The 12,598-nt window shown below is 63.8% G+C and carries 11 protein-coding genes; 10 read left to right on the top strand and 1 reads right to left on the bottom strand.

Annotated elements, in window-relative coordinates:
- Positions 1 to 11 precede the first annotated feature (11 nt).
- Both JAB4_RS27565 and JAB4_RS27560 read left to right on the top strand, forming a co-directional pair.
- A complete protein-coding gene (locus JAB4_RS27565) occupies positions 12 to 578 on the top strand; it encodes a sigma-70 family RNA polymerase sigma factor (protein ID WP_070220430.1) in 567 nt (188 codons plus the stop codon).
- A complete protein-coding gene (locus JAB4_RS27560; protein ID WP_070220428.1) occupies positions 575 to 1,384 on the top strand; it encodes a hypothetical protein in 810 nt (269 codons plus the stop codon). Before JAB4_RS27565 ends, JAB4_RS27560 begins: the two co-directional genes overlap by 4 nt.
- Positions 1,385 to 1,388: 4 nt before the next feature.
- Here JAB4_RS27560 and JAB4_RS27555 read toward each other — a convergent pair whose 3' ends face one another.
- Positions 1,389 to 2,534, bottom strand: a complete 1,146-nt coding sequence (locus JAB4_RS27555) for an MFS transporter (protein WP_070220425.1) — start codon at positions 2,532 to 2,534, stop codon at positions 1,389 to 1,391.
- Positions 2,535 to 2,816: 282 nt separating this feature from the next.
- Between JAB4_RS27555 and JAB4_RS27550 the strand changes: the two genes are divergently transcribed.
- The 8 genes from JAB4_RS27550 (at position 2,817) to JAB4_RS27515 (ending at position 12,597) form a co-directional block, all read left to right on the top strand.
- Positions 2,817 to 3,581: a gamma-glutamyl-gamma-aminobutyrate hydrolase family protein gene (locus JAB4_RS27550; RefSeq protein WP_070220423.1), complete on the top strand. Its 765-nt coding sequence runs from the start codon at positions 2,817 to 2,819 to the stop codon at positions 3,579 to 3,581.
- Between the two features lie 54 nt (positions 3,582 to 3,635).
- Positions 3,636 to 5,006 (top strand): glutamine synthetase family protein, encoded by a 1,371-nt coding sequence (locus tag JAB4_RS27545; RefSeq protein ID WP_035822563.1) that lies wholly within the window; start codon positions 3,636 to 3,638, stop codon positions 5,004 to 5,006.
- A gap of 11 nt (positions 5,007 to 5,017) precedes the next feature.
- Positions 5,018 to 6,478: an aspartate aminotransferase family protein gene (locus tag JAB4_RS27540; RefSeq protein ID WP_070220421.1), complete on the top strand. Its 1,461-nt coding sequence runs from the start codon at positions 5,018 to 5,020 to the stop codon at positions 6,476 to 6,478.
- A gap of 199 nt (positions 6,479 to 6,677) precedes the next feature.
- The gene (gene potA, locus JAB4_RS27535) at positions 6,678 to 7,826 is read left to right on the top strand and encodes a polyamine ABC transporter ATP-binding protein (protein WP_070220419.1); all 1,149 of its coding nucleotides are present in this window, start codon (positions 6,678 to 6,680) and stop codon (positions 7,824 to 7,826) included.
- Positions 7,827 to 7,833: 7 nt separating this feature from the next.
- Positions 7,834 to 8,763: an ABC transporter permease subunit gene (locus JAB4_RS27530; protein WP_070220417.1), complete on the top strand. Its 930-nt coding sequence runs from the start codon at positions 7,834 to 7,836 to the stop codon at positions 8,761 to 8,763.
- Positions 8,760 to 9,611: an ABC transporter permease subunit gene (locus tag JAB4_RS27525; protein WP_070220415.1), complete on the top strand. Its 852-nt coding sequence runs from the start codon at positions 8,760 to 8,762 to the stop codon at positions 9,609 to 9,611. The genes JAB4_RS27530 and JAB4_RS27525 overlap by 4 nt, the downstream gene beginning before the upstream one ends.
- A gap of 30 nt (positions 9,612 to 9,641) precedes the next feature.
- Positions 9,642 to 11,129, top strand: a complete 1,488-nt coding sequence (locus JAB4_RS27520; protein WP_070220413.1) for an aldehyde dehydrogenase — start codon at positions 9,642 to 9,644, stop codon at positions 11,127 to 11,129.
- Between the two features lie 175 nt (positions 11,130 to 11,304).
- Positions 11,305 to 12,597, top strand: a complete 1,293-nt coding sequence (locus tag JAB4_RS27515) for a HipA domain-containing protein (protein ID WP_227742052.1) — start codon at positions 11,305 to 11,307, stop codon at positions 12,595 to 12,597.
- The last annotated feature ends 1 nt before the right edge of the window (position 12,598 follow it).

Raw genomic sequence — 12,598 nt, 5'->3', positions numbered from 1 at the left:
CACTGGTCCGCATGCCCGACACTTTATTGACCGCGACGGATGAAGACCTGATGCTGCGCTACAGCGCCGGCGACCTGCCGTCGTTTCGCGAGCTGTACCGGCGCCACAGCCATGGCCTGTACCGCTTCGTGGCCTGGCGTTCGCCGCGCCGCGCGTGGGTGGACGAGATCGTGCAGGATGCGTGGGCCAGCCTGCATGCGGCGCGCGCCGGCTACCAGCCGCAGGCGGCGTTCCGCACCTATCTGTACCAGATCGCGCGCAACCGCCTGATCGACATCCTGCGCCAGCGGGAAGGGCAGGAACAGGAGGAAACGGGCGAACTGGCGGACGAGGGCGCATCGCCGCCGCAATCGCTGGAGCAGAAACAGCAGCACGCGCGGCTGCATGCGGCCATCGCTGCGCTGCCGGCGGAACAGAAGGAAGCGCTGGTGCTGCAGCAGTTCAGCGGCATGAGCATCCTCGAGATCGCCGCGGTGACGGGGGCGGAAGCGGAAACCGTCAAGAGCCGGCTGCGCTACGCCATGCAGAAATTGCGCGCGGGCTTGGACAGCGCCGCTGGCGCGGGAGGACAGGCATGAATACGCACAATCACGACGAACCGAATGACGAGGAATTGACCGCGCTGCTGGCCAGCCTGCCGCAGCCGGCGCCTTCCAGCGCGCTCGATGCGGCCATCCTGGCCGACGCGGAAACAGCCTTGCACCAGCCGGCAGCGGCCAATGACAGCGCCGATGGCGTGCTGCGCACTCTGCCGGCCAAGAAATCACCGGACTACCTGCAGCGCTGGCGCGTTCCGCTGGGGCTGGCCGCTGCCGTGCTGCTGACGGTAAACCTGATCGGCGTGGACTGGTTCGGCTCGAAGCCGGCGCAGTTTCCCGTGGTCGGGGAACCGGTCACGCAGGAGGTGATGCGGGAAGCCGCACCGGCCGCTGCACCTGCGACGGAGTCCGCGCCGCCGCCGGCACCGGCACCGCGCGCCATGGCCAAGGCGGCACCGAGGCCGCCGATGCAGGCCGAGCCGGTAGCAGCCGTGCCGTCAGCACCTCCGCTGGCGGCGACCGTAGCCGTGGCTCCTCCTGCGCCGCCGCCACCACCGGCGTCTGCTGCGGCAATCGAGCAGCAAGCCGCCATGCAGGCGGAGGCCGGCCTGCAGCGTCAGGCGCCGGTGCAGCGCGCGCTGGCCATGCCCGCTCCCGTCGCGGCCCGCTCCGCGCCGCTGCCGCCGCCCGCAAAACTCGACGCTGGCGTGTGGCTGGTGAAGATCGACGCCCAGCTCAAGGCGGGCGAGGGTGCCCTGGCGCACGAGGAGTGGACGGCGTTCCGGCAGGCGTATCCCGACTACCCGGTGGCCGAGGAGCTGCGGCAGCGGCTGGAAAAGAAATAGCGCGTTACACGATCCCTTTCCTGCGCTCCCACACGGCGCTGCCGACGAAAATGGCGGCGCACACCCACATCACGGCCGGCAGGGCGTTTACGCCCGCCGATTGCATCAGGACGCCCGTCAGCAGGGGACCGCCGCCGCTCGTGATACCCCAGGTGGCGTTGACGATGGCGCTGGCGCTGGTCAGCGACAGCCCCGTGAAACGCTCGCCGCAGGCCACCAGCGCCAGCATGTAGATGCCGCCCGCCGCCGCGCCCAGCAACAGCAGCAAGGTCCACCACAGCCATGGCGTGCCGACGGCAAACGGCAGCAGCGGCAGCAGCAGGCAGACGGCCACGCCGCAGCCCGCGTGCACCCTGGCGCGGCCGAAGCGGTCGGCCATCCAGCCCAGCGCGAATTGCAGGCCCGTGTCGCCCACCAGCACCACGGTGGCCGACAGCAGGGCCAGGTCCGTGCCGATGCCGTGCTCCATCGCATACAGGGGCAGGAGACTCAATGCCAGCGTGTCGAACAGGGCGAAGAAGGCGGCACCGAGCACGATCATCGGCATGCGCGGCAGGATCAGGGTCCACTGCACGCCGTGTTCTTGCGGTTCCTTTTCCGGGCCGCTGTTCGAGATCAGCATCAGGCCCGGCACGGCCAGCAGAAACAGCAGGCCGCAGGCGGCGAAGCTCCACGCAATCTTGTCGTTGAAGAGGGCCACGAGGGCGGGGCCGATCAGCTGGAAGAAGGTAAAACTGGTGGTGTACATGGCCACTACGCGGCCGCGCGAATTGTCGGGCGCCAGGCGGTTGACCCACGCTTCGCCGATGGTAAACAGCACGCCCATGGCGCCGCCGAACAGGAAGCGCAGCACGCACCACGCCAGCAGGTGGTCGCTGAACTGCATGGCGATCGTCGCCAGCGAGGCCACCCAGACGGCGCCCAGCATGGTGGCGCGCGCGCCGAAACGCCCCACCCAGCCCGAGACGAACGGCGAGGCGGCCAGGATGCCGAGGGCGCTGACGGCCGTGATCATGCCGATGATGTCCGTGCCCACGCCGCGCTGGTGCAGGGTCAGCGCCGTCAACGGCATGGTCGCGCCCAGGCCCAGGCCGACCACGCCGATGCTGACCACGAGGGCGAAGAAGTCGCGCCACGGCATGGTCTTCATGGCTGCCCCCGCAAGGGGGAAAAGTTATTCGGAATGGCGGGAAAACGGTGTGGATGCATGGGAAAGTAGGCAACTGTGCCTGCGGCGCTGGTGTTTGGCGCCGGACGGGCATATGATGCTTTTAATAAAGGCAATATTGCAAAGCCGTAGTGTAGGCGATGTGCGCCGCCAGTGGCCACGTCCATCGGTGTGGCCGACTCTACCGGCTCTGCTGTACAGTGAAGCGAGCGGCAGCGCTGTCATGGCGCTGTCATTGGATCGTCACGCCAGCGAGGTAGCACCATGCGCCATCCCATCGTTCTCGTTCCCGCCTGCCAGCGCCAGCTGGGCAGCCATGCCTGGCACATGGCGCAGGACAAATACCTGCACGCCGTGCTGCGCGGCGCCGGCTGCATGCCGCTGCTGCTGCCGGCCCTGGGCGCTGAAGCCGACCTGGAAGCGGTGCTGCGGATCGCCGACGGCGTCATGCTGACCGGTTCCGCCTCGAACGTCGATGCGCGCCTGTATGGCGAAGAGATCCTGCATCCCGACCTGCCGCAGGACCCCGCGCGCGACGCCACCACCTTGCCCCTGATCCGCGCCGCACTGACGTTGCAGTTGCCGCTGCTGGCCATCTGCCGCGGCTTCCAGGAAGTCAACGTGGCCCTGGGCGGCAGCCTGCACCAGGCCGTGCAGGCGGTGCCGGGCATGATGGATCACCGCGAGAACGTGCTCGATCCGCTGGCGCGCCAGTATGCGCCCGCGCACCGCATCAAGCTGATGCCCGACGGCGTGCTGTCACGGTTGCTGGGCGGCGAGAACGAAATGATGGTCAATTCCCTGCATGGCCAGGGCATCGCCCGGCTGGCCGATGGCTTGCTGGTGGAAGCGCTGGCCGACGATGGCCTGGTGGAAGCGTACACGGTGGCCAGCGCCGCCGGCTTTGCGCTGGCCGTGCAATGGCACCCGGAATGGCAGGTCGAGGACAATCCGCAGTCCATGCGGCTGTTCGGCGCCTTCGGCCAGGCTTGCCGCGATTACCAGGAGCAGCACAGAAAGACAGAATGACAGGTGCACCGCCCGCAGTACGCGGTGTTTGATCAAGACCAGCGAGAGGGAAACATGGCAATACGCGAAAATTTCACCTATACGGATATGGATTTGTGGCTCAATGAAAAGCGCGTCACGGAAATCGAATGCCTGGTCCCCGACTTGACGGGCGTGGCGCGGGGGAAGATCCTGCCGCGCGGGAAATTCACCCAGGAACGCGGCATGCGCATTCCGGAGGCGGTACTGGGCATGACGGTGACGGGCAATTACCCGGTCGACGATGGCGGCTATGACCGCGCCATTTCCAGCACCGACCGCGACATGATTTTAAAGGCCGATCCCACCACCATCACCATGGTGCCGTGGGCTACGGACCCCACCGCGCAAGTCATCCACGACTGCTATTTTGCCGATGGCGCGCTGGTCGATTTTGCTCCCCGCTCCGTGCTGCGGCGCGTGCTGAAACTGTATGCGGACAAGGGCTGGAAACCCGTGGTGGCGCCGGAGCTGGAGTTCTACCTGACGGCGAAAAACACGGACCCCGACTTGCCATTGAAGCCGCCCATCGGGCGCAGCGGCCGGGCCGAGACGAGCCGCCAGGTGTACAGCATCGACGCCGTCAACGAATTCGATCCGCTGTTCGAGGATATCTACGATTACTGCGAACTGATGAACCTTGACGTCGATACTCTGATCCACGAAATCGGCGCGGGTCAGATGGAAATCAACTTCCTGCATGGCGATCCGCTGGGGTTGGCCGACAAGGTCTTCTTCTTCAAGCGCACCTTGCGCGAAGCGGCCTTAAAACACGATATGTACGCCACCTTCATGGCCAAGCCCATGGCGGGCGAGCCGGGTTCCGCCATGCACGTGCACCAGAGCGTCGTCGATGCGAAGACGGGCCTGAACATCTTCAGCAACGAGGACGGTTCGGCCGCGCCCATCTTCAAGCATTACATCGCGGGCCTGCAGCGCTACATGCCGTCGGCCATGGCCATCGTCGCGCCCTACGTGAATTCCTACCGCCGCATCGTGCGCCACACGGCCGCGCCGATCAACATCCAGTGGGGCCTGGACAACCGCACGGTGGGCTTCCGCGTGCCCGAGTCGGGCGTGCAGGACCGCCGCGTGGAAAACCGCATCATCGGCGCCGACGCGAATCCCTACCTGGCCCTGGCCGTCACCCTGGCCTGCGGCTACCTGGGCATGACGGAGCAGCTGGAAGCGACGCCGATGATGGTGGGCAGCGCCTACGACATGAAATTCGAGCTGCCGCAAGGCTTGCCCGAGGCCCTGCAGCTGCTGCGCGCGGAAGACAAGCTGCGCACGGTGCTGGGCGAGCGCTTCATCGACGTGTATGCGGCCATCAAGGACCTCGAGCACCAGGAATTCATGACCGTCATCAGTCCGTGGGAGCGCGAACACCTGTTATTACACGTTTAAAAGGAACACGCATGAGCACATCCAACAATCCGCTGGCGCCGAGCGCCGCTTTTGTATCGTCCGTGGCGCAAAAGAACGCGGCGCCGCAGGTGTACGACACGGCCGCTATCCAGAAAATAGACTCGGCCCACTACCTGCATCCGTTCACCGATTTCCAGGACCTCGCAAGCAAGGGCGCCAGGGTGATGGTGCGCGGCGACGGCGTCTACCTGTGGGATAGCCAGGGCAAGAAGATCGTCGACGGCATGTCGGGCCTGTGGTGCGTGAACGTGGGCTATGGCCGCACGTCGATTTCGCAAGCCGTGTACAAACAGATGGAGACGCTGCCCTTCTATAACAGCTTCTTTGGCACGACGAACGTGCCGGCCGCGCAGCTGGCCGCCAAGCTGGCGCAGATATCGCCGCCGCAGTTCCAGCACGTGTTCTTCACCAGTTCCGGCTCGGAAGGCAACGACACGAATTTGCGCATGGTGCGCCGCTACTGGGATATCCTCGGCTACAAGGAGCGGCACACCATCATCAGCCGCCACAACGCGTATCACGGCAGCACGGTGGCGGGGGCGTCGCTGGGAGGCATGGACGGCATGCATGCGCAAGGCGGCTTGCCGATACCGGGCATCGCGCATATCGGCCAGCCCAATTACCTGGAGTCGGGCCACGGCTTGTCTCCGGAAGCCTTCGGCCTGAAGGCGGCTGGCTGGCTGGAAGACAAGATCCTCGAAATCGGCGCCGACAAGGTTGCCGCCTTCATCGGCGAACCGGTGCAGGGCGCCGGCGGCGTCATCATCCCGCCATCGACCTACTGGCCCGAGGTCCAGCGCATCTGTGACAAGTACGGCATCTTGCTCATCGCCGATGAAGTCATCTGCGGCTTCGGCCGCCTGGGGCGCTGGTTCGGCTCCGAGCTGTTCGGCATCAAGCCCGACCTGATCACCTTTGCCAAGGGCGTCACCTCGGGCTACGTGCCCCTGGGCGGCGTGCTGGTGGGCGACAGGGTGGCCAAGGTATTGATCGAGCGGGGCGGCGAATTCACGCACGGTTTCACGTATTCGGGCCACCCCGTGGCCTGCGCGGCCGCGCTGGAAAACATCCGCATCATCGAGGAAGAGCAGCTGGTGGCCAAGGTGGCCGACGACACGGGACCGTACCTGAAGCAGTGCTTCGCCAGCCTTGGCGAGCATCCGCTGGTCGGCTATGCGGACAGCTGCGGCCTCGTCGCGGGCCTGAACCTGGTGCGTAAAAAGGGCACCACCGTGCACGACAACGAGCTGTTCGACGAGGACCAGGGCGTGGGCATGATCTGCCGCGGCCACATGTTCGACAACGGCGTCATCATGCGCGCCGTGGGCGAGCGCATGATCGTCGCCCCGCCCCTGGTCATGACGCGCGCGCAGATCGATGAGATGGTGGCGCTGATACGGCTGTGCCTGGACAAGACGTATGCGGACGTGAAAGCGAAGGGCTGGGTTTAGCTCTGAGCTGGCTTAAATACTGGGGTCAGACCCGCCGGGTCTGACCCCAGTCTTTGCCGTTGGGTTTTTACCCAAATAAGCAGCATCTATGCATTTTTTGGACCGCAAAGGCGGCAGTTCCGCTAAACTTCCATCCTGGCCGCTCCTGTAGTGGCCAGTTTTTCATTTTGACACCCTCTTACCCAGAAGCTACCCACACATGACGATAGCAACACCTGCCGCGTCGGCCAGCGACGCCCAAGCGCCTTTCTTGCTGATTGATCAGCTGGTCAAGGAATTCGATGGCGTGCGCGCCGTCGATGGCATTTCCGTGACGATCAACAAGGGCGAGATCTTTGCCCTGCTGGGCAGTTCAGGTTGCGGCAAGTCGACCCTGCTGCGCATGCTGGCCGGTTTCGAGACGCCGACCTCGGGGCGCATCGCCCTGGCGGGCAACAGCATCGTCGACGTGCCGCCGCACCAGCGGCCCATCAACATGATGTTCCAGTCGTACGCGCTGTTTCCCCACCTGTCCGTGTGGGACAACATCGCTTTCGGCCTGCGCCGCGACGGCTTGCCGAAAGCGGAAGTGGCGGCGCGGGTCGAACAGATGCTGGCGCTGGTGCAGCTGGGCCAATACGCGAAGCGCAAGCCGCACCAGCTGTCGGGCGGCCAGCAGCAGCGCGTGGCGCTGGCGCGCAGCCTGGCCAAGCGTCCGCAATTGCTGCTGCTCGACGAGCCGCTGGGCGCGCTCGACAAGAAACTGCGCGAACGCACGCAGATGGAACTGGTCAACATCATCGAGCAGGTGGGCGTGACGTGCGTGATGGTCACGCACGACCAGGACGAGGCCATGAGCATGGCCACGCGCATCGCCGTCATGAGCGAAGGGCGCATCCTGCAGGTGGGCGCGCCCGGTGAAATCTACGAGACGCCGAATTGCCGCTTCGTCGCCGACTTCATCGGCAGCGTCAATCTGTTCGACGGCCGCATCACGGAAGACGAACCCGATCACGTGGTCATCGACACGCCCGACGGCCGGCACTATGTCGCGCATGGCATCACGGGCAACCTGGGCATGGATGTGTCGGTGGCAGTGCGCCCCGAAAAGATCGGCATCCAGACCGAACCGCCCGCCTTGGAAGAGCGGGCTTCACCAAAGGAACACGGCTACAACTGCGCCCAGGGCGTGATCGTCGCCATGGCGTATTTTGGCAATGAAACGAGCTACCACGTGCGCCTCGACAGCGGCACGGTGGTGAAAGTCTCGCGCACCAACGCGGCCCGCCACGACGCCGCGCGCCTCGAGCGCGAACAGCGCGTGTGGGTGTGGTGGGACGGCGCCGACATCGTCGTGCTGACCAGCTGAGGCCACCATGACGTCCATTTTGCAATCGCTGCGCAAGCTCGTCACCCTGCGTTGGGTCACTGGGCGCAACGCCGTCATCGCCGTGCCCGCGCTGTTCCTGACGGCCGCCTTTTTGGTACCGTTCCTGATCGTGCTGCGCATCAGCCTGTCCGACATGGACACGGCGGGCAGTCCGTTCGGCGGCTTGCTGTCGTACGTCGACGGCATCGTCGTGCTGAAGGTCAAAATCGCCAACTATCTGTTCATCGCCGCCGATGAACTGTATCTGCTCACCTACCTCAGTTCCATCAAGTACGCGGCCATCACCACGGCCATTTGCCTGTTCATCGGCTACCCGTTCGCCTACTTCATGGCGCGCGCCAGGCCGGCCATCCGCCCCGTGCTGATGATGCTGGTGATGCTGCCGTTCTGGACCTCGTTCCTGCTGCGCGTGTATGCGTGGAAGGGCATCCTGGCCAATCACGGCTTGCTCAACGATCTCTTGATCGCGCTGGGCGTGGTGCAGGAACCGCTGCATATGATGAACACCTCGTTTTCGTTGGTCGTCGGCATGGTGTATGCCTATCTGCCGTTCATGATCCTGCCCCTGTACGCGAACCTGGTGAAAATGGACGTGCGTTATCTGGAAGCGGCGGCCGACCTGGGCGCCACGCCCTTGCAGGCGTTCTGGCGCATCACCGTGCCCCTGTCGAAGTCGGGCATCATCGCCGGCGCCATGCTGGTGTTCATTCCGTCCGTGGGTGAATACGTGATTCCCGAGCTGCTGGGCGGCCCGGAAACCCTGATGATCGGCCGGGTGCTGTGGGATGAGTATTTCACGAATAACGACTGGGCCATGGCTTCGTCGGTGACGGTGCTGGTGATCCTGCTGATCCTCGTGCCGATGGCCATTTTTAACAAATACAAGACCGACCAGGACGCGGAGGAGCGCACATGAACGGACGTACCTTCCTGCAGCGCTGGTTCGGGCGCGGCTGGCTCTCGCTGGGCTACCTGTTCCTCTACCTGCCCATCATCGTGCTGATCGTCTTCTCGTTCAACAGCTCGCGCCAGGACATGGTGTGGAGCGGCTTCTCGCTGCGCTGGTACAGCGAGTTGATGAGCGATGCGGAAATCATCTCGGGCTTCGGTTTATCCCTGAAGATCGCCTTCATGTCGGCCACGTCGTCCGTCATCCTCGGCACCTTTGCCGCCTTTGCCTTGAGCAGTTACCAGCGCTTCCGCGGCCGCACGGTGTTTTCCGCCATGGTCAGCGCGCCCTTGGTGATGCCGGAAGTGATCATCGGCCTGTCCCTGCTGCTGATGCTGGTGTCCATGCAAAAGGTCTTCGGTTTCCCCGAGCGGGGCGTGCTGACCATCTGGCTCGGCCACACCCTGCTGGGCATGGCGTATGCGGCCGTGGTGGTGCAATCGCGCCTGCAGGAAATGAGCAAGTCGCTGGCCGAAGCGGCCATGGACCTCGGCTGCCGCGCGCACCAGGTATTCTTCCTCGTGACCCTGCCGAACATCACGCAGGCACTGGCATCAAGCTGGCTGCTGACGTTTACCTTGTCGCTGGACGACGTGGTGCTCTCCGCTTTCCTGTCCGGCCCCGGTTCGACGACGATGCCGCTGGTGATCTTCTCGCGCGCGCGCCTGGGGCTCGACCCGCGCGTCAATGCCATCGCCGCGCTGACCATTCTCGTCGTGACGATTGCCGTGATCGTGTATGCCGTGATGCTGGCGCGCGCCGACCGCAGACGCCGCAAGCAGATGTCTGCGGCGTATTCGGCGGACCAGGAGTAAGCTGCTTGTAAACTGACACAGGAGACGACCATGACGGAAAACACCAGCTGGCATGCACGGGCCGCAGAGATCAAGATCGATGGCCGCGCCTTCATCAACGGCGAACGGGTCGCGGCCAGGTCAGGCCGGACTTTCGACAATCTGTCGCCCATCGACGGGCGTCAGCTGGGGCAAGTGGCCCGCTGCGACGACGCCGACGTGGAGGCGGCCGTGCAGGCCGCGCGCGCCGCCTTTGACGACCGCCGCTGGGCCGGTAAATCGCCGGCGCAGCGCAAGCGGATATTGATCAAGTTCGCCGACCTGGTGCAGAAATACGGTCCCGAACTGGCCCTGCTGGAAACCCTGGACATGGGTAAACCGATCAAGTACAGCCAGAGCGTGGATGTGGGCGCCACGGCCAACTGCCTGCGCTGGTATGGCGAGGCGATCGACAAGGTCTACGATGAAATCGCCCCGACGCCCGCCAACAGCCTGGCCCTGATCACGCGCGAACCGGTGGGCGTCGTCGCCGCCATCGTGCCGTGGAATTACCCGATGATCATGGCTGCCTGGAAGATCGCGCCCGCCCTCGCGGCCGGCAACAGCGTGATCTTGAAGCCGTCGGAAAAATCGCCGCTGACGGCCCTGCGCCTGGCCGACATCGCGCTGGAAGCGGGCGTGCCGGCGGGCGTCTTCAACGTGCTGCCCGGCTACGGCAACGAGGCCGGTGCCGCGCTGGCGCTGCACATGGATGTCGATTGCATCGGCTTTACGGGGTCCACGCGCACGGGGAAACTGATCGTGCAGATGGCGGGCCAGTCGAACCTGAAACGGGCGTGGACGGAACTGGGCGGCAAGTCCGCCAACATCGTGTGCGCCGATTGTCCGGACCTGGACAAGGCCGTGGCGGCCGCCGTCGGCTCCATCTTCTTCAACCAGGGCGAAAGCTGCAATGCGCCTTCGCGCCTGTTCGTGGAAGAATCGATCAAGGAAGAATTCCTCGCCAAGGCGCTGGCCATGCTGCCCCGCTTCCAGCCGGGCGATCCGCTCGATGAAGCCACCGTCATGGGCGCCATCGTCGACGCCACGCAGATGCAAACAGTGATGGGCTATATCGCGTCCGGCAAGAACGAAGGCGCGCAATTGCTGGGCGGCGGCGAGGCCGTGCGCCTTGATACGGGCGGCTACTACGTGCAGCCGACCATCTTCGGCGTGGACGCCGGCATGACGATCGCGCGCGAAGAGATCTTCGGACCCGTCCTGTCCGTGTTGGGCTTTACGGATATCGCCGAAGCCATCCAACAGGCCAACGCCACGCCCTACGGCTTGCAGGCGGCCGTGTGGACCTCGGACATCAGCAAGGCCATCCAGACGTCGCGCGCCCTGCGCGCGGGCACCGTGCACGTCAACCAGTACGATGGCGACGACATTACCGTGCCGTTCGGCGGCTACAAGCAGTCGGGCAACGGGCGCGACAAGTCGCTGCATGCGCTGGACAAGTACACGGAGCTGAAGACGACGTGGATACAGGTGGGATAATTTCTATAAGGGTACTTAAAAGGGCTAATTAAGAGTGTTTTCGGCTTAAAATAGTCCATTTAGGTACTATTAAATTTTTCATGGCGCTGCACTTGCTAAAATTTGGATCGTATAAGTGCTAATTTAAGGATAAACTGAACACAATTAGCTACTATAAGATCCAATTGGAGCCGCCATGCAATGCCATTTTCAAATTTTTCATGATGATGCGTGGCACGATTGCGCATCGCTGACTTTGCTTGAGCCTGCAGGCGGCAATCCACGTACCGCTGCCCTGTTCGAGTATGACCTCGATTATGCCTTCTTCAATCTTGAGAGTGGGCCTGTCTCGCTGCGTTTTCCCGTCACGGCAGAGATGCAGAAGCTGGCGCAATGGCCAGCCTTTATCTTTGACCTGATTCCCCAGGGAAGCGGACGGACATATCTGCTTGGGCAGCTGCAACTGGCCGATGGTCCGGCTGCCGATTTTCCGCTGATGTGCGCCGGCGCGTTCAATCCCGTCGGGCGCGTGCGCATTGCCGAGGCCGTGCAGTACTACGCACAACATATGAATCGCCATGACAAGGGCAAGCCGCTGACCGGTTTTTCACTGGATGAGATCATAGGTCGCGGCGATGCGTTCAATGAGCGCATGCTGATGCATGGCATGCTGGCCGCCGGCAGTCTGGGGGTGCAAGGAGCGGCGCCGAAATATCTGCTGACCACTGACCATGCCGGTCTCTGGCATGCCGATGGAGCCCTGGCGGACCAGGACGCGGCTGCCCATTTCATCGTCAAGCGTCCGCGCGGAAAGACCGCCAGCGACGCCAAGGTATTGCGGAATGAGGCCGCATACATGACTGTGGCGCGCGCGGTGGGCTTGCGCACCGAAGGCCAGTTGCGCTACCAGGACGATACTTTGTTCATTCCCCGTTTTGACCGCCGCATCCTCGATGGAAAAGTGCTGCGACTGCATCAGGAAAGCGCCGCTTCGCTGGCAGGTATCGTTGGCTTTGAAGCCACGCCCAGCCAGTTCGACCTATTGCAGGCGCTGCGCGCCGTCGTCAGCGACAAGACTGCGGAAACCATCGAATTTCTCAAACGCGATATCTTGAACCTGGCCATGCGCAATACCGATAATCACGCACGCAATACGGCGGTGCAGCAACTTGGTGCCGAGGTGCGCCTCACGCCGCTGTTCGATTTTGCACCGATGTACCTGGACCCGGATGGCATACCACGCGCGGCGCGCTGGTATCATCCGGATACCAAAAACGAGCTGCATGACTGGACGACGATACTGGCTACGATCGGCATGCCGGACGTGGAGCGCCAGCAGATCCGCCTCGCGCTATACGGATTTTCCCGGCACCTGGTTGCGCTGGAACAGCATATGCAGGAGGCTGGCGTGGATGATGACATCATTGCTTTCCTCCGGCCACATATCGCCGGGCAGATCGAACAGCTCAAGGCATTGGGAGAGCACTGAC

Origin of the sequence: Janthinobacterium sp. HH102 (assembly GCF_001758625.2) — a bacterium.
Taxonomy (GTDB): Bacteria; Pseudomonadota; Gammaproteobacteria; order Burkholderiales; family Burkholderiaceae_D; genus Janthinobacterium.
This window is presented reverse-complemented; position numbering and strand designations above follow the sequence as displayed.

Excerpts from the sequence above, each read along its gene's own strand:
- JAB4_RS27530 (WP_070220417.1), top strand. The coding sequence starts at position 7,834 with ATGACGTCCATTTTGCAATCGCTGCGCAAGCTCGTCACCCTGCGTTGG.
- potA (WP_070220419.1), top strand. The coding sequence starts at position 6,678 with ATGACGATAGCAACACCTGCCGCGTCGGCCAGCGACGCCCAAGCGCCT.
- JAB4_RS27565 (WP_070220430.1), top strand. The coding sequence starts at position 12 with ATGCCCGACACTTTATTGACCGCGACGGATGAAGACCTGATGCTGCGC.
- JAB4_RS27515 (WP_227742052.1), top strand. The coding sequence starts at position 11,305 with ATGCAATGCCATTTTCAAATTTTTCATGATGATGCGTGGCACGATTGC.
- JAB4_RS27555 (WP_070220425.1), bottom strand. The coding sequence starts at position 2,534 with ATGAAGACCATGCCGTGGCGCGACTTCTTCGCCCTCGTGGTCAGCATC.
- JAB4_RS27545 (WP_035822563.1), top strand. The coding sequence starts at position 3,636 with ATGGCAATACGCGAAAATTTCACCTATACGGATATGGATTTGTGGCTC.
- JAB4_RS27560 (WP_070220428.1), top strand. The coding sequence starts at position 575 with ATGAATACGCACAATCACGACGAACCGAATGACGAGGAATTGACCGCG.
- JAB4_RS27540 (WP_070220421.1), top strand. The coding sequence starts at position 5,018 with ATGAGCACATCCAACAATCCGCTGGCGCCGAGCGCCGCTTTTGTATCG.
- JAB4_RS27550 (WP_070220423.1), top strand. The coding sequence starts at position 2,817 with ATGCGCCATCCCATCGTTCTCGTTCCCGCCTGCCAGCGCCAGCTGGGC.
- JAB4_RS27520 (WP_070220413.1), top strand. The coding sequence starts at position 9,642 with ATGACGGAAAACACCAGCTGGCATGCACGGGCCGCAGAGATCAAGATC.
- JAB4_RS27525 (WP_070220415.1), top strand. The coding sequence starts at position 8,760 with ATGAACGGACGTACCTTCCTGCAGCGCTGGTTCGGGCGCGGCTGGCTC.